This window comes from Streptomyces sp. NPDC005435, assembly GCF_040703155.1.
Taxonomy (GTDB): domain Bacteria; phylum Actinomycetota; class Actinomycetes; order Streptomycetales; family Streptomycetaceae; genus Streptomyces.
This window is the reverse complement of sequence record NZ_JBEXEQ010000008.1, coordinates 30556-47625: the sequence shown is the minus strand read 5'-3', so window position 1 is coordinate 47625 and position 17070 is coordinate 30556. Positions and strand designations below refer to the sequence as shown.

13 protein-coding genes are annotated in these 17070 nt (G+C 72.5%); 11 read left to right on the top strand and 2 right to left on the bottom strand.

Translation table 11 applies throughout. The features are described 5' to 3' along the window. Positions 1–26 precede the first annotated feature (26 nt). The 11 genes from sbnB to AB0898_RS11920 all read left to right on the top strand — a co-directional run bounded on the left by sbnB (position 27) and on the right by AB0898_RS11920 (position 15241). The gene (gene sbnB / locus AB0898_RS11970) at positions 27–1034 is read left to right on the top strand and encodes a 2,3-diaminopropionate biosynthesis protein SbnB (protein WP_366802758.1); all 1008 of its coding nucleotides are present in this window, start codon (positions 27–29) and stop codon (positions 1032–1034) included. Further along, positions 1028–2998, top strand: coding sequence for an FAD/NAD(P)-binding protein (locus AB0898_RS11965; protein WP_366802757.1), 1971 nt, complete (start codon positions 1028–1030; stop codon positions 2996–2998). The genes sbnB and AB0898_RS11965 overlap by 7 nt, the downstream gene beginning before the upstream one ends. Next, a complete protein-coding gene (locus AB0898_RS11960; RefSeq protein ID WP_366802756.1) occupies positions 2995–3924 on the top strand; it encodes a homoserine O-succinyltransferase in 930 nt (309 codons plus the stop codon). Before AB0898_RS11965 ends, AB0898_RS11960 begins: the two co-directional genes overlap by 4 nt. Before the next feature lie 2 nt (positions 3925–3926). Further along, the gene (locus tag AB0898_RS11955; protein ID WP_366802755.1) at positions 3927–4562 is read left to right on the top strand and encodes a LysE family translocator; all 636 of its coding nucleotides are present in this window, start codon (positions 3927–3929) and stop codon (positions 4560–4562) included. A gap of 71 nt (positions 4563–4633) precedes the next feature. After that, on the top strand, positions 4634–5590 hold the full coding sequence (locus AB0898_RS11950; protein WP_366802754.1) for a hydroxyacid dehydrogenase: 957 nt from the start codon (positions 4634–4636) through the stop codon (positions 5588–5590). Between the two features lie 240 nt (positions 5591–5830). Beyond that, positions 5831–6274 carry an SRPBCC family protein gene (locus tag AB0898_RS11945; RefSeq protein WP_366802753.1) on the top strand — a complete coding sequence of 148 codons (444 nt, stop codon included), beginning with the start codon at positions 5831–5833 and terminating at the stop codon, positions 6272–6274. Between the two features lie 163 nt (positions 6275–6437). Further along, positions 6438–8888, top strand: coding sequence for an MFS transporter (locus AB0898_RS11940; protein WP_407078332.1), 2451 nt, complete (start codon positions 6438–6440; stop codon positions 8886–8888). A gap of 445 nt (positions 8889–9333) precedes the next feature. Further along, positions 9334–11907, top strand: a complete 2574-nt coding sequence (locus tag AB0898_RS11935; RefSeq protein ID WP_366802752.1) for a SpoIIE family protein phosphatase — start codon at positions 9334–9336, stop codon at positions 11905–11907. Positions 11908–12079: 172 nt separating this feature from the next. Continuing rightward, a complete protein-coding gene (locus tag AB0898_RS11930; RefSeq protein WP_366802751.1) occupies positions 12080–12799 on the top strand; it encodes a class I SAM-dependent methyltransferase in 720 nt (239 codons plus the stop codon). Between the two features lie 294 nt (positions 12800–13093). Further along, positions 13094–14797 (top strand): cytochrome c oxidase subunit I, encoded by a 1704-nt coding sequence (gene ctaD, locus AB0898_RS11925; protein ID WP_366802750.1) that lies wholly within the window; start codon positions 13094–13096, stop codon positions 14795–14797. A 3-nt stretch (positions 14798–14800) separates the two neighbouring features. Further along, positions 14801–15241, top strand: coding sequence for a hypothetical protein (locus AB0898_RS11920; protein ID WP_366802749.1), 441 nt, complete (start codon positions 14801–14803; stop codon positions 15239–15241). Positions 15242–15266: 25 nt separating this feature from the next. On the opposite strand, the gene AB0898_RS11915 is transcribed toward AB0898_RS11920, so the two are convergent. Together AB0898_RS11915 and AB0898_RS11910 are read right to left on the bottom strand one after the other, a co-directional pair. Then, positions 15267–15836, bottom strand: a complete 570-nt coding sequence (locus tag AB0898_RS11915) for a hypothetical protein (protein WP_366802748.1) — start codon at positions 15834–15836, stop codon at positions 15267–15269. A gap of 30 nt (positions 15837–15866) precedes the next feature. Next, positions 15867–16865: an NAD-dependent epimerase/dehydratase family protein gene (locus tag AB0898_RS11910; protein WP_366802747.1), complete on the bottom strand. Its 999-nt coding sequence runs from the start codon at positions 16863–16865 to the stop codon at positions 15867–15869. Positions 16866–17070 lie beyond the last annotated feature (205 nt).

Genomic DNA, 17070 nt, shown 5'->3' with positions numbered 1-17070 from the left:
TACGCATTCCCTGTGAAGGAGTCACTGTGTTCGAATTTGATGTGGTCGGCGGCCGTGCCGTCCGGGACATCGTCCAGGACAGCCGCCGGGACATCGTCCGGGTCGTGCGGGACACCTACCTCGCCCACCACGCCGGACGGTCCGTGAACCCGGACAGCTACTTCCTGCGCTTCCCCGAGAAGCCGGCGGACCGGATCATCGCCCTGCCCGCCTACCTCGACGGCGAGCGCGAGGTCGCCGGCATCAAATGGATAGCGAGCTTTCCGGCCAACATCCAGCGCGGCATCCCCCGCGCCTCGGCCACGCTCGTCCTCAACGACGCCGGGACCGGGTACCCGTTCGCGCTCCTGGAGGCCTCGCAGATCAGCGCCGCCCGTACCGCCGCGTCGGCCGTCCTCGCGGCGGACGTCCTCTCCGGCGGGCGCGGAGGCGGCCGGCTCGCGGTCGTGGGCGCGGGCGTCATCGCCCGCAACATCCTGGAGTTCTTCCACGCCGAGCAGTGGACGTTTGAGCAGGTCACGGTGTACGACCTGAGCCAGGAGTACGGCACGGCCCTGGCGGCCCACGCCACCGAGCGGCTGGGCTACCCGGCGTCCCGCACCGACCGTCTTGAGGAGGCGGTGACCGGCGCCGACCTGGTCGTCTTCGCGACCACGGCCGGAGAGCCGTACGTCCTCGCGCCCGACACCTTCGCCCCCGGGCAGATCATCCTCAACATCTCCCTGCGGGACATCGGCCCCGAGCTCATTGCCGGCTCCTCCAACGTGCTCGACGACGTCGACCACTGCCTGAAGGCCGGCACCTCCCCGCATCTGGCCGAACAGAAGTACGGCAACCGCGACTTCGTCACAGGCACCCTCGCCGAGGTGATCAACGGCGAGGTCACGGTCGGCACGGACAAGCCGGTCGTCTTCTCTCCCTTCGGCCTGGGCGTCCTCGACCTCGCCGTGGGCCTCGAAGTGCACCGCGTCGCCGCCGAGTCGGGCCGCGTCACCGCCATCGCCGACTTCTTCGGGGAGACCGAGCGATGGTGACGACCTCCCTTTCGCAGGCACCGGTCGCGGGCACGATCGGGATCATCGGCCTGGGCTCCCGAGGCATCGGCGTCCTCGAACGCATCGTCACCCTCGCCGCACGGCCGGACCGGGCGGGCCGCCGGCTCGTGGTCGAGGTGGTGGACCCGGACGGCACCGGTGTCGGTATCCACGTCGTCGGCCAGCCCGACCATCTGCTGCTCAACACCGTCTGCGAGCAGGTGAGCCTCTTCCCCGAGGAGGCGACGGTGGGCCCGGCCGTCGGCGACCGGGGCCCCAGCCTCTACGCCTGGGTGACGGCCCGGGGCCTGAAGGTGGCCGAGGACGGTTACACGCTCGGCGACCACGGCCGGCCCGTGCGGCCGGACGACTACTTACCCCGACGGGTGCTCGGCGAGTATCTCGGCTGGTTCCTGAGACGTCTCCTCGACCGCGTCCCCGGGAACGTGGAGATACGGTTCCACCGCGCCACCGCGACGGGCCTGTCCACCGGGCCGGACGACTCCCGGCACATCACCCTCGACACCGGCGAGACCCTGCGGGTGGACACGGTCTTCCTCACCACCGGCCACACCCCTCCCGCCCCTCCCGTCCCGGACGCGCCGGGAGCGGCCCGCCGTGTCCACGAGATCTATCCGCCCGCCACGGCCTTCGCGGACGTCACGGCCGGCCGGACCCTGGCCCTCGGCGGAACCGGCCTGTCGGCGATGGACGTCCTCGCCTCGCTCACCCTCGGCCGGGGCGGCCGGTACGAGGCGGCCGACGGCGGCCTGCGATACCTGCCCAGCGGACGGGAACCGCGCATCCTGCTGTTCTCCCGGACCGGCATCCCCTTCCGGGCCCGGCCCGCCGTCAACCGCACCGGGGGCCCGTACGAACCGGTGGTGTTCACACCCCACACGCTCGACCGCCTCCGCGCCGCCCGGGCGGGCCGCCCCCTGGACCTGCACGGCGACCTCCTGCCCCTGATCCGCGCCGAGATGCGCGTCGCCTTCCACCGCCGAGCCACCGCCCTCACCCGGGGAACCGAGGCCGAGCACGCCCTGACGGCGCGGCTCCGGGCGGCGGCGGGTTCCCTGGGGGTCGGGTTGGGCTCCCTGGAGGGCGAGTTGGGCGCTCTGGTGGTCGAATTGGGCCTCCTGGAGGGCGAGTTGGATGCCCTGGATGTGGAACACGCCGAGCGGTTCGGACACTTCGACCCGCAGGAGCTGCTCTTCCCGGACACCACCGAGTTCGACTCCAGCGACGCCTACCAGAAGTGGTACGAGGAGCGGCTGCGGTCGGACCTGGCGGAGGCGCGCCCGGGCCTCGGCGGCAGCCCGGTCAAGGCCGGCCTCGAAGTCCTGCGCGACCTGCGCGACGTCGTCCGTCACGCCGTCGACTTCGGTGGCCTGGACGAGCAATCCCACGAAGAGTTCTACGGCTCCCTCACCGGCACGCTCAACCGATCGGTGACCGGCCCGCAGCTCGACCGGCACGAGGAACTGCTCGCCCTGCTGGAGGCCGGCGTCGTCAGCGTCCCCTTCGGGCCCGCACCCCGCGTCACGTGGGACGGGACGGCGTGGCGGCTCTCCTCCACCCGCCTCGGCACCGGCCACAGCGCGTCGGCCGACTGGCTGGCGTACGCCACCTCGGGACAGCCGGACGTGGAGGCGACCGGCAGCCCGCTGCTGGCCGGCCTCCAAGCGAGCGGACGTATCCGCCGGCACCGTCCCGGCGCCCCCAGCAGCCGGGGCGTCGACATCACGGCGGACCAGCACCCCGTCGCGGCCGACGGGCGGCCCGACCGCAAGGTCCGGGTCCTCGGCCCGCTCTGCGAGGGGAGCACCTTCTACAACCACTACGTGCCGTCCCCCGGGGGCCGCAACCGCGCGCTGGCCGACGCCGACCGGTGCGTCACCGCCGCACTGGACGAACTCGCCGCAGCAACCGAACCCGACGTCACCAGGAGCCCCGCGCCATGACTCTCACCGTCTCCACCCGGGTCGACGCCGTCGACCGGCTCGCCGAGGAAGGCATCACGGTCGCCGTCGAACCGCGCGCGGCCGGCACCGGGACCCCGGCCGTCGAACTGGCCATCCTCAACCTGATGCCGGACAAGCCGGTCACCGAGACCCAGCTGCTGCGTCTGCTCGCCGGCGCCGGGCACCCGATCCGTGTCACCTTCCTGCGGCCCAGGGACCACGTCTCCAAGAGCACCCCCGAGGCGTATCTGAAGACCCACTACCAGGTGCACGAGGACGTCGCCGGGCGCCGCTTCGACGCCCTGATCGTGACCGGCGCCGCCGTCGAACTGCTCCCCTTCGAGCAGGTGACGTACTGGGACGAGCTGCGCGGAATCATGGACTGGGCGCAGGAGAACGTCACCTCCGCCATGTACGTCTGCTGGGGCGCCCAGGCCGCGCTGTACCACCGGTACGGCATCCCCAAGTACGAGCTGCCGGCCAAGCTGTTCGGGAACTTCCCGCACCGGCTCACCGACCCGTCCTCCCCGCTCCTGGCGGACCTCGGGCAGACCGTCGCGGTGCCGCAGTCGCGGCACACCGAGAACCTCCGCGCCGACTTCGAGAAGACCGACGACCTGCGGATTCTCGTGGAGTCGCCCGAGTCCGGGGTGCACATCGCGGTGGGCCGGGGCGGCCGGGAGCTGTACGTCTCCGGGCATCCGGAGTACGACCCCGACACCCTGCTGCGCCAGTTCCGGCGCGACCAGGCCAAGGGGGCGGACATCGCCCTCCCGGTGAACTACTTCCCGGACGACGACCCCTCGGCCGCCCCGGTGGAGAACTGGCGGGAACCCGGCCGGATCTTCTACCGCAACTGGCTGCGCGGCCTCACGCGCGACAAAATCCCCCCGGCCGAGAACGCGGCCCGGAAGTCAGGAGTGTAATCGTGTCCGTCCTTCAGTCACTGATCTCATTCGCGCTGGTGTCCGCCCTGCTGGTGATCATGCCGGGCGTGGACACCGCACTGGTGATCCGCAACACCGTCGCGCGCGGACGCCTCCACGGGTTCGTCACCGGCGTGGGCGTGGGCGTCGGCGCCGTCATCTGGGGTGCGGCGATCGCGGTGGGCATCGGAGCCCTGCTGGCCGCCTCCGAGACGGCGTACACGGTGTTCCGGATCGTCGGCGCGGCCTACATGGTCTGGCTCGGCATCGGACTGTGGCGCTCGGCCCGGGCCATCGGCGCGGGACAGGAGGGGAACGCCGACGTGGAACCGGAGTCCGCCTCGCTGTGGCGCTCCTTCGGGCGCGGGATGCTCAACAACCTGGCCAACCCCAAGGTCGGCGTCTTCTACGGGGCCACGATCCCGCAGTTCATCCCCGCCGGGGTGTCGGCCGCGTTCATGGGCACCGCGCTGGCCGCGGTCAACGCGCTGGAGGCGGTGGTCTGGTACGGCCTGATCAGCCTCGGCGCACACGGCCTGCGCACCTGGATGAAGCGCCGCTCGGTCCGCCGCTCCATCGACGCCACCGCGGGCACCGTCATGATCGCCTTCGGCCTCGCGATGGCGGCGGAGAGCTGAGCCACAGCGCCGGGGTCGCCGGGACCCCGGCGTATCCGGTACCCGGCACCCCGACCCTTACGGAGAATCCGATGTCTTCCCCTGTCGTCCTCGTCGCCGATCCCCTGCCGGCGTCCGCCCTGGAGCACTTCGGCCCCGAGTACGAGGTGCGCCACTGCGACGGCGCCGACCGCGCGCGGCTCCTGGCCGCGGTGCCCGAGGCCCGCGCGCTCCTCGTCCGCAGCGCCACGACCGTGGACGCCGAGGTCCTCGCGGCGGCCCCCCGGCTCGCCGTCGTCGGCCGGGCCGGGGTGGGGATCGACAACATCGACGTCGCCGCCGCCACCTCGGCGGGCGTCGCGGTGGTCAACGCCCCGGCCGCCAACGTCGTCAGCGCCGCCGAGCTGACGTGCGGACTGCTGCTGGCGGCGGCCCGCGACATCCAGGCCTCGGGCAGGGAGGTGAAGTCCGGCATCTGGCGGCGCGGCACCCACGTGGGCGTCGAACTCGCGGGAAAGACGCTGGGGATCGTCGGTCTCGGCCGCATCGGCCTGGCCGTGGCGCGGCGGATGTCCGCCTTCGACATGACGGTCCTCGGCCACGATCCCTACGCCACGGCGGAGACGGCCGACCAGCACGGCATCAAGCTCGCCCCCCTCGACGAGCTGCTGTCCCGTGCCGACTTCATCACCGTCCACGTACCGAGGACGCCGGGGACCGTGGGGCTGATCGGCGAGGCCGAACTCCGCCTCGTCAAGCCCACGGCGTACCTCGCCAACGTCGCCCGGGGCGGCATCGTGGACGAGGCGGCCCTGCACACGGCCCTGACGGAGTCCCGTCTCGCGGGCGCGGCCCTGGACGTCTTCGACGACGAGCCGTGCACCGACTCCCCCCTCCTCGCACTCGACAACGTGACGGTGACCCCGCACCTGGGCGCGAGCACCCGGGAGGCCCAGGAACGAGCGGCGACCGACGTCATCCGCGCGGTCCTGCGCACGCTCGCCGGCGAAGCCGTCGCGGAGGCCGTGAACCCGCCCACGCCCCGCTGACCACTCGTCGGGACGGCTGCGAGCCGACAGGGCGGGCCGCCCCGGGCCCGACCCGGATTCCCCTGCGGTCTCCGGGCCCGGCCCGGATTCCCCTGCGGTCTCCGGGCCCGGCCCGGATTCCCCTGCGGTCTCCGGGCCCGGACCACCTCCCGGGTCTTCGGCCCGCCCGTCGATTTGGCCCGCGGCCCCCCGGGTGATTGGCTTGGCCGAACCCCAGGAACCAGGTCGTGGAGGAAAGCGATGGCGCAGGTCGAGGCCACTTCGGAACGGATCGTGGCGGCGGACGCCGAGACGGTGTTCGACGCGCTCGCGGACTACCGCGACACGCGCCCGCAGCTGCTCCCCGAGCACTTCAGCGAGTACGAGGTGCGCGAGGGCGGCGACGGCGAGGGCACCCTCGTCCACTGGAAGCTCCAGGCCACCAGCAAGCGCGTGCGCGACTGCCTGCTGGAGGTCAGCGAGCCCACCGACGGCGAGCTGGTCGAGAAGGACCGCAACTCCACCATGGTCACCACCTGGCGGGTCACCCCGGCCGGCGACGGCCGGTCCCGCGTCGTCGCGACCACCACCTGGAAGGGCGCCGGCGGCATCGGCGGCTTCTTCGAGCGCACCTTCGCGCCCAAGGGGCTCGACCGGATCTACAGTGCGATCCTCGCCAACCTCGCCGCCCAGGTGGAGAAGTAACCCTCGCCGCTCTCAACGTCCGTCCGGTGAAGGGGTGTTGTGCCCTTCACCGGTTCGGGTGACATCGGCGCCGTTTGAGCTTTGGCCGTAACTCGCCGCACTTGTTCGCAGTTGTCCCTTGACGCGGGAAATGTGCGAAAAGTGCGACGAGGGGAGCGGTCACGTGGCCGGGACGACGCTGGTGCGGGACGAGCCGGACGAGGGGGTCGCCGCGACGATCCCGATCCCGATTCCGGCCGGGCAGACGGATGTTCAGGCGCGGCTGCCCGCCCCCGATCCCGCCCCCGGGTCCGGTCTCGGCCTCGGGCCCCGCCGGGTGCGCCTGGTCTTCCTCGGGCTGATGTGCGCGCTGCTCCTCGCCGCGCTCGACCAGATGATCGTCGCCACCGCGCTGCCGAAGATCGTCGGCGAGCTGCACGGCCTGGACAAGATGTCCTGGGCGATCACCGCCTATCTGCTGACCTCCACCATCGGCCTGCCGCTCTACGGCAAACTCGGGGACCTCTTCGGCCGCAAGGGCGTCTTCCTCTTCGCCATCGTGGTCTTCGTCATCGGCTCCGCGCTCGCCGGACGCGCGCAGAGCATGGACCAGCTGATCGCCTTCCGCGCCGTCCAGGGCGTCGGCGCGGGCGGCCTCATGATCGGCGTGCAGGCGATCATCGCCGACATCGTGCCGCCCCGGCAGCGCGGCCGCTACATGGGCCTGATCGGCGCCGTGTTCGGCCTCGCCTCCGTCGCCGGACCCCTGCTCGGCGGCTACTTCACCGACCACCTCTCCTGGCGCTGGTGCTTCTACATCAACGTCCCCTTCGGGCTTGTCACCCTCGGCGTCGTCGCCGCCGTCCTCAAACTGCCCCGGCCGCGCGTACGCGCCCGACTCGACCTGCCCGGCGCCCTGTTGCTGGCTGTCGCGTCAACGTGTCTGGTGCTGCTGACCAGTTGGGGCGGCACCGAGTACGCCTGGGGCTCCCGGCAGATCCTCGGGCTCGGCGCGGGCGCGCTCGCCTCGATCGCGCTCTTCCTCGTCGCCGAGCGCTTCGCCGCCGAACCCCTCATCCCGCTCCGGCTGTTCAGGGACTCCGTCTTCAACGTCTCCGCGCTGGTCGGCCTGGTGATCGGCGTCGCCCTCTTCGGCGCGGCCAGCTATCTGCCGACCTTCCTCCAGATGGTGGACGGCGCCAGCGCCACCGAGTCCGGGCTGCTGATGCTGCCCATGATGGCCGGGATCGTCGGCGCCTCCATCATCGGCGGCCAGCTCATCAGCCGTACCGGCCGCTACCGGCTCTACCCGCTGCTCGGCAGCGCGCTCGCCGCACTCGGCATGTGGCTGCTCTCGCTGCTCGAAGTGGACACCTCCCGGCTGGCGTACAGCATCTGGATGGCCGTCCTCGGCACCGGAATCGGCCTGGTCATGCCCGTCCTCGTCCTCGCCGTCCAGAACTCCGTGCGCCCCGCCGACCTCGGCACCGCCACCAGCGCCAACAACTACTTCCGGCAGATCGGCGGCAGCGTCGGCGCCGCCATCTTCGGCACGCTCTTCGCGAACCGGCTCACCGACGCCCTGCGCGCGGACCTCCCGCCCGGCGCCGGGGCCAAGCTGCCGGACGCGCAGTCCATCACCCCGCAGCTCGTCCACGCGCTGCCCGCGGGCCTGCGCGACGCCTACATCCGCGCCTACGCCGACGCGATGCCCCGGATCTTCCTCTACCTGGTCCCGGTGCTCGTCCTCGGACTCGTCATCGCCTTCTTCCTCAAGGAGAAACCACTGGTGTCCCACAACGCCCCCGCCCCCGCCACCGAGCCGGACACGACGTCGCCCAACTCCGGCGTGCCGCACGCCCGTTCGCCGTACGCCGCCGGAATCCCCGTGTGCGGCACGGTGCAGCACCCCGACGGGACCGTGGTGCCGCGCGCGGCGCTCACCCTGATCGACGTCGCCGGCCAGCAGATCGGACGCGGTGCGAGCGGCGACGACGGCCGCTACGCGCTCGCCACCCCGGGCTCCGGCTCGTACGTCCTCATCGCCGCCGCCGGCGGCCATCAGCCGCAGGCCGTCTCCGTCACCGTCGGCGAACGGCCCGTCGAACTCGACGTCGTGCTCGGCGGGGCCGGACGCCTCGCCGGCAGCGTGGTCACCGCCGACGGCAGCCCCGTGCGCGACGCCATCGTCACCCTCACCAACGTGCACGGCGAGGTCGTCGCCACCACCCGCAGCGGCCGCGAGGGCGGCTACGTCATCACCGAACTCGTCGCGGGGGAGTACACCCTCGCCGCGAGCGCCCCCGCCTTCCGCCCCGCCGCGCTCCCGGTCTCCGTCCAGGCCGCGCGCGAGACCCGGCAGGACGTCGAACTGGCGGGCGGCGCCGTCCTCAAGGGCACCGTCCGGGCGACCGGCGGACGCGCCGTGGAGGACGCGCGCGTGACCCTGCTCGACGCCGCCGGGAACGTGGTCGACACGCTCACCACCGGCGCCGACGGAACCTTCCGGTTCGTGGACCTGTCCTCCGGGGAGTACACGGTGATCGCGGCCGGATATCCGCCGGTCGCCACCGTGCTCCAGGTGGCGGGCGGGGGACGCACCGAGCGGGATCTTCAGCTGGGGCACGAGGACTGAGGGCGGGGATTGCCGCCGGGGCGGGGGTGCGCGCCCGGGACGGGACCGGCGCGGGACCGGCTGGAATCGGCGTGGGACCGGCTGGGTTCGGCGTGGGTTCGGCGTGGGTTCGGTCGGGTTCGGACGGGGCGTGCGCTCGGCTCGCATGGGGCGCGCGTCCGGTCCGGGCGGGGTGTGCGCCCTGCTCGGGCGGAGTGCGCTGCCGGGCCGGGGCGGGGTGTGCGCCCTGCTCGGGCGGAGTGCGCTGCCGGGCCGGGACGGCGTGCGTGCCCGGCCCGGGCGGGAGCGCACGCCGGGAGCGTGACGGGGGCGCGGTGAGCGGGCCGGTCCGGGGCGGGGCGACCAATTCCAGGAATCTCCCCACATCGCGACCGGCCGCCCCCGTACGGTAGTGGCGGGCGGCACAGATCGTTTGCGGACAGCCGTGGGAGAGAGGGCCTGGGTCATGGACCGTGGCAGCGAGCGGGACACACCTCCCGGCCGCGGCGCCGATGACACCGCGCCGGGCCGTATCCCGCTGGCCGTGGTGGTCGTCGACCGCGCCGGACTCGTCTCGCACTGGAGCAGCGGGGCCCGCAGGCTGTTCGGGCCGGGCCGCGAGGAGGCGGTGGGCCGCCCCGCGGCCGATCTGCTGCCGGTCGCGGGCGCACTGCCCGACGACCTCCCGGACGCGGCCCCGCCGCCCGGAGACCCCGGTGCCTACGACGCGTACGCCGACGAGGTGTACGACGGGCTCGGACCCGATCTGGAGGTCTCGCTCGGGGGCGAGACGGGGTATCCGACGGCGGGGCGGGCGCGGCTGACGCCGGAGAAGTCCCGTGTGGGGGACGCGAGTTCGACTTCGACCTCGACTTCGACCTCGACTTCGACCTCGACTTCGACCTCGGCTTCGGCCTCGGGTTCGGCTTCGGACGAGGCGCCCGGGGGCGAGCGGATCGACGTGCTCTGGTGGGCCTATCCGCTGGTCGGTCCCGGCCCCTCCCGGCTGCTGGTACTCGCCGCCGACGCCACCCGGCTGCGCGCCGAACGCGGCCACGAGGACGAGACCACCGAGCGCATCGCCCCGGCCTTCGCCCGCCACACCGAACTCCCCGACTCCGGCGAACTGGCCCGCCGCCTGCCCGAGATCCTGCCCAACATGGGCCCGGGCCTCAGCGCCCGCATCGTCTCCCAGGTCCTCGAACTCGGCTACCCCATACTGGAGTTCAACCAGTCCGAGCGGGTGCCCGTCACCCCGTACTGGGGCGTGCCGCGCAGGCCGGGGCGCGTGCGCGTTGACAGCGTTGTCCCCCTGCGCCCGAGCGCCCCCGTGATCCCCGCCGGAGCCGAACACGACCTGGAGTACGCGGCCGTACGCGAGCGCCTGGAGTTCCTCAACGAGGTCAGCTCGGCCATCGGCACCTCCCTCGACCTCGGCGCCACCATCCGCGAGGTCACCAGCGCCGCCGTGCCCCGCTTCGCGGACTTCGCCGGTACGCATCTGCGCGCCGCCGTGCTCGCCGGCGAGGGCTTCCCGGACGGACCGCCCGACGCCACCACCGACATGCACCGCGTCTGGGTCGAGCACAACGACGAACCCGGCCGCTGGGACGACACCGTGCCGGTCGGCGAGTCCTTCGCCTTCCCCGAACACACCCCGTTCTACAAGTGCATGGTCACCGGCGAGCCGGTCCTCATCCCGAGGGTCACCGACGAGCTGTCCGAGCGGATCTCCGGCGAGTTCGAGAAGCGCGACCTCCGCCCGCTCATCGGCGGCCGCTCCCTGCTGATCGTCCCGCTCAAGGCGCGCAACGTCGTCCTCGGATTCATGGTGCTGATGCGCCGCCCGGACCGGCCCGCCTTCGACGACATGGACCGCACCACCGGTGCCGAACTCGCCGCCCGCGCCGGGCTCGTGCTCGACAACGCGCGCATGTACACCTACCAGGAGAACGTCGCCGACACCCTCCAGGACAGCATGCTGCCGCAGGTCACCCCGCGCATGGCCGGCTGCGACGTGGCCACCCGCTATCTGCCGGGCACCCGGCTCGGGCGGATCGGCGGCGACTGGTTCGACACCATCAAACTGCCCGGCTCCCGCACCGCCCTCGTCGTCGGCGACGTGATGGGCCACGGCCTCAACTCCGCCGCGATGATGGGCCAGTTGCGCACCGCCGTACAGACCATGGCGGCGATGGCGACCCCGCCCGCCCAACTCCTGCGCAACCTGGACGACTTGGCCCGGCGCCTCGGCGAGAACTACCTCGCCACCTGTCTCTACGCGGTCTACGACCCGATCCGCGGCGAACTCCAGCTCGCCAACGCCGGACACATCCCGCCCGTCCTGGTCCGCGCCGAGGACGGCGGCAGCACCCTGCTCGACCTGCCCACCGGCGCGCCCATCGGCGTGGGCGGGGTGCCCTTCGAGGCCGACGTGATCAAGGTTGCGCCCGGCGACCGGCTGGTGCTGTGCACCGACGGCCTGGTCGAGGTGCGCGGCACCGACATCGGGGAGGGTCTGGCCGCGCTCTGCGAGTCCGCCGCGCACCCCGCCGCCTCGATGGACGCCGCCTGCGACACCATCATCCGCGCCCTCAACACCCGGGGCGGCCGCAAGGACGACGTGGCCCTGCTGATGGCCCGGCTCAACGGCATCCCCGACGACCATGTGGCCGAGTGGCAGTTGGAGGCGAACCCGCGCGAGGTCGCCCGGGCCCGTCGTCTCGTCGCCGACCGGCTGATGGAGTGGGGACTGCCGGACGCCGTCGACACGGCCCGGCTGCTGGTCAGCGAGGTCGTCACCAACGCCGTACGGCACGGCGGGGGCGGCTCGGTCGGGCTGCGGGTGGTGCGCACCGACGCGCTGCTCTTCGAAGTCACCGACGCGGAGCCGGAGTTGCCGCGACTGCTCGCCGCCGGCCCGGAGGACGAAGAAGGCCGGGGTCTGCGCGTGGTCAACCGGCTGGCGCGGGAGTGGGGCGCGAGCGGGAGCGGGCACCGCAAGACGGTGTGGTTCGAGCAGGGACTGAACGGGCGCTGAGGTGCGGCCGCACTGCGGCGTACATTCCGTGAACTCCGCCGCACACACCGTGCGTTGACTCGTACATTCCGTAAAACCGGTCGAGCATCCCGTAAAGGTGCCCTCCGGCCTCTTGCCCGGGTGGTGGCGGGCGCGATATCCCGAGCACGCCACCGACCTTGGGGAGTTCGCGATGAACGTGTCCGACAACTACCGCTCCAATTGGGAGAGTTACTGGGAAGAGACGCCCGGTGAGGGCGGCTCCGCCATCTGGGACGCCGACCCGTCGCTGTCCGCCGGACCGCACAGCGAACTCCTGCTGCCGTACGCCGACTCCGGCCGCGTCATCGTGGACCTCGGCTGCGGCAACGGCACCCAGACCCGCTATCTCGCCACCAGGTTCGCCCGCGCCGTCGGGGTGGACCTCTCGCACGCCGCCGTCGAACACGCCCGCCGTGCCGCCAAGGACGACGCCGTGGAGTTCGAGCAGCTGGACCTCACGGACGCGGAGGCGGTGCGGGAGCTGCACGCCCGGCTCGGGGACAGCAACGTCTACATGCGGGCCGTCATCCACCAGAGCGAGCCCGAGGCACGCCCCGCCGTCGCCGCCGCCGTGGCGGAGCTGATCGGCAGCGCGGGGCGCGCCTTCGTGGCCGAGCTGACCTCGGAGTCGCGGGAGGTGCTCCAGCGGGCGGCCGCCGGTCCGGACGGGCCGCCGCCCAAGCTGCGCCGCGTCTTCCACCACCGCCTCAAGCCCGCCGACGCCCCGGACGGGGAGATCCCGCGGCTGCTGGAAGCGGCGGGACTGGAGATCCTGGCCACGGGGGAGACGGTCCTGCCGCAGACGGAGTACTTCGCGGACGGGACGCGGATCGAGCTGCCCGCGCGGTGGTTCGTGCTCGCGCGCCGGTAGCAGGGGCCGGTCGGCGCAGTGCCGTTGGTCCCGGCCGTTCGGTGAGGCCGGGACCGTTCGCCCCTATCGGGCGGGGGGTGCCTCGCGGCGATCATGTGGCGGCGGCCGGGAGACGCCGGGTCCCACCACTGTGTGTGCGGCCCCTATGCGTGGGGCGCCCATGTGCGCGATCACTGTGTGCAGGGCGCCCCTGTGCAGGGCGACCATGTGCGAAGTCACCATGTGTGAACTCACCATGTGTGCGGCGCCTCCCCGGCCCGACAGCCACAAGCGCAGATGGGGAGGCACCGTCCGGTGGACGAGGCACAGGTCGAGCAGGGGACGAGCACGGAGCGGGAGCGGATACGTCCGGCCGTCCGGGAAGAGGCCGGCGTGGCCGTGCGGACGGCGACCGGGCGGCCGGCGTGGGTGGAGTGGCTGACGACCACCGACCACAAGAAGATCGGGACGCTGTATCTGGTCTCCGCGCTCGTGTTCTTCCTCGTCGGCGGAGTCCTGGCGCTGCTGATGCGGGCCGAACTGGCACGGCCCGGGCTCCAGATCATGTCGAACGAGCAGTTCAACCAGGCGTTCACGATGCACGGCTCGATCATGCTGCTGATGTTCGCGATGCCGCTGTTCACGGGCTTCGCCAACTGGCTCATGCCGTTGCAGATCGGCTCGCCGGACGTGGCGTTCCCCCGGCTGAACATGCTGGCGTACTGGCTGTTCCTGTTCGGCTCGTCCATCGCTGCGTTCGGCTTCCTGACGCCGGGCGGGGCGGCCGACTTCGGCTGGTTCCTCTACGCCCCGCTGTCGGACGCGGTGCACTCGCCGGGGCTGGGCGCCGACCTGTGGATCATGGGCGTGGCCCTGTCCGGGTTCGGCAGCATCCTCGGGGCGGTCAACTTCATCACGACCATCATCTGTATGCGCGCGCCCGGCATGACGATGTTCCGGATGCCGATCTTCACCTGGAACGTGCTGCTGACCGCGCTGCTGGTCCTCATCGTGTTCCCGGTGCTGGCGGCGGCGCTCTTCGCGCTGGAGATGGACCGCAAGTTCGGCTCGCACGTCTTCGACGCGGCCAACGGCGGGGCGCTGCTGTGGCAGCACCTGTTCTGGTTCTTCGGGCATCCCGAGGTGTACATCCTGGCGCTGCCGTTCTTCGGGATCGTCTCGGAGATCATCCCGGTGTTCGCCCGTAAGCCCATGTTCGGCTACATGGGGCTGGTGGCCGCCACCATCGCCATCGCGGGCCTCTCGGTGACCGTGTGGGCGCACCATATGTATGTCACCGGTGGTGTGTTGCTGCCCTTCTTCTCCTTCATGACGTTCCTGATCGCGGTGCCCACCGGGGTCAAGTTCTTCAACTGGATCGGCACCATGTGGAAGGGATCGCTGTCCTTCGAGACGCCGATGCTGTGGACCACGGGCTTCCTGATCACGTTCGTCTTCGGCGGCCTGACCGGCGTCATCCTCGCCTCACCCCCGATGGACTTCCACCTGTCCGACTCGTACTTCGTGGTGGCCCACTTCCACTACACGGTCTTCGGCACCGTCGTGTACGCCATGTTCGCCGGCTTCCACTTCTGGTGGCCCAAGTTCACCGGCAAGATGCTGGACGAACGCCTCGGCAAGATCACCTTCTGGACCCTGACCGTCGGCTTCCACACGACGTTCCTCGTCCAGCACTGGCTGGGCGCCGAGGGCATGCCGCGCCGCTACGCCGACTACCTCGCGGCCGACGGCTTCACCGCCCTCAACACCCTCTCGACCATCGGCTCGTTCCTGCTCGGCCTCTCGGTCCTGCCGTTCTTCTACAACGTCTGGAAGACCGCGAAGTACGGCAAGCCGGTGGACGTCGACGACCCCTGGGGCTACGGCCGTTCGCTGGAGTGGGCGACCTCCTGCCCGCCCCCGCGCCACAACTTCACCTCGCTGCCCCGCATCCGCAGCGAATCCCCCGCCTTCGACCTCCACCACCCGGAGATCGCCGCGCTCGAGTCGGCGCACTGAGCCATGACACACCTGGTCCTGGGTGCCAGTGCCACCCTGATGACGGCGGCGGGCTCCGCCTGGTACGTCCCCGCGTACACCGCCCTCCGCGCGGGCGCCGACCGCCCGGCCTCCCACCGTACGGCGGCGACGGCGTGCCTGACGGGCTGGGCCGTGCTGGGCGGGGCGGCGGTGGTGCTGCTCCTGACGGCGGGATGGTGGCCGGCCGCCGCGACCCTCGCGGCGGGCGCGCCGGCGACGGCGGCCCTCCGGCTCCGCGCGGCGGTCCTCCGTCGCCGGGAGTCCAGGGAGGCCGCCCGCGACTGGGCCGAACTGCGCGCGGCCCCGCCCCCGCCCACCCCGCGCCGCCCTCGCGCCCTCCTCGTCACCGCCCTCTGCATGGCGGCGGCGATGACGACGGGGGTGGCGGCGCTGGCGGCGGCGTACGGGGTCGGAGCCGACTGACGGGGTACGCGGGCGGGGCGGTCCTTCACGGAGCGGGGCGGCTCCTGGCGGCTGGTGCGGGTGTGCCGCGGCCGGTGTCGGACGGGTCGACGTTCCACGTCCTGGGCATGTCCTCACCGCAGAAGACGCAGACGAAGTCGTCCTCGCGCACGATGCTGTGCTCGTGGCAGCCGGGGCAGCGCCGGAACACGATCCCGTGCGTGAAGCCGTCCGGGTGCGCGAGCCCCGCGCGGCTCAGGGCGTCGGCCACCGCCGGCCAGGAGCCGGTGTCCGGACAGTAGCCGGTCGAGTGGTTGGTGACGCCGGCCACGGACCATCCCGTCGCCGCCCGGGTGAACGCGATCTCCCCGGCGCTCAGCACCGGACCTCCGCCCGCGCACGCCACATGCTCGCTCCGGCGTGGTGCGAGGCGCAGCGTGCCGTCCGTCCCGACGACGAAGGTGAACGGCTCGGCGAGTTCGGCGGCGGACTGCTCGGCGGCCCAGGCGTCGAAGTCGGCGGACGAACCGATCAGGCGGCCCTCGCCGCCGGGGCGGACCGTAGCCCTCAACTCGGCCGGGCCCACATAGCGGTAGGTCCGGCGGTGTGTGGTCACGTGGGTCAACTCAACTCGCTCCTGCCGGAGTCAGGCAACGTCGCCGCCCAGCTTCTCCAGCAACTCCCGTTCGCGCTCGGGGCTGAGACCCGCTTGCCGGGGGCGGTCCAGGCCCTGTTCGCGTTCCCAGGCCAGGGTGTCGAGGAGGAGTTCCGCGTGGGGGCGGTGGCGCAGGCCGGCGGTGCGGGCCGCCGTGCCGTTCCGGGTGAACCAGCCGTCGTAGCCGGGGCCGGCCAGCCAGAGGGGGAGGGAGTCGGGGCCCCGGTACTCGGCGACGCCGTGCGCGAGGAGCCAGTCCGAGCCGGCCGCGACCAGGGGGCCGACGTGGCCGGCGGCGGTGCGGGCGGCGTGCAGCCACTCGGTGAAGGGGACGACGGGGCCGACCGTGTTGTAGGTGCCGGTCACGCCGGACTCGGCGCAGTCGAGGAGCCAGGCGATGAGGTCGCGTATGTCGATCACCTGAGTCGGCATGGCGGGGGCGTCCGGGATCAGCAGCGGGCCCTGCGGGTCACGGGCGGCGCGCGCGGCCCAGTAGCCGGAGCGTCCGGTGTGGTCGCCGGGGCCGCCGATGAGACCGGCGCGGGCGATCAGGAGGCGGTCGCCCACGCCGGCCGTCGACGCCTGCTCGCAGGCGACCTTCGCCTCGCCGTACGACGCGCGGTCGGCCTCGGCGCCCTCGGCCGGCGGCAGCAGGGGCGCGGACTCGTCGGCGTCCGGTACGGCGTAGGAGGCGTAGGCGCTGACCGAGGAGACGTACGTCCAGTGCCTGGCCCGGGCGCCCAGCGCGGCGAGCGCCCCGCGGACGAAGCCCGGCTGCCAGGAGACCTCCACGACCTCGTCCCACTCGCGGTCCAACAGCGCCTCGTACGCCCCCGGTTCGCTTCGGTCGGCGACCACCAGCTCCGCGCCGTCCGCGACGTCGCCGCTCTCGCCGCGCGCGAGGCAGGTCACCCGATGACCCCGCTCGACCGCCTGCCGCGACAGCTCCCGGCCCACCCACGCTGTTCCGCCCAGCACCAAGATGTCCATGCCGACAGCCAAGCAGGGCCGAGGGGCGACGCCCAGACGGGTTCGCCGACAGCGGAGTTGTGGGGGCGCCCTCCATGTGTGGGGCATCTATGTGTTCGCAGGGCGTTATGGTCCCGGCCCACAGGGACCGTTGACCCATGTCCGGCAGGACCATCGGCCGACGCGGGCGGGGTCGATGGCGGGGGATGCTCGGGGTGACCGATCC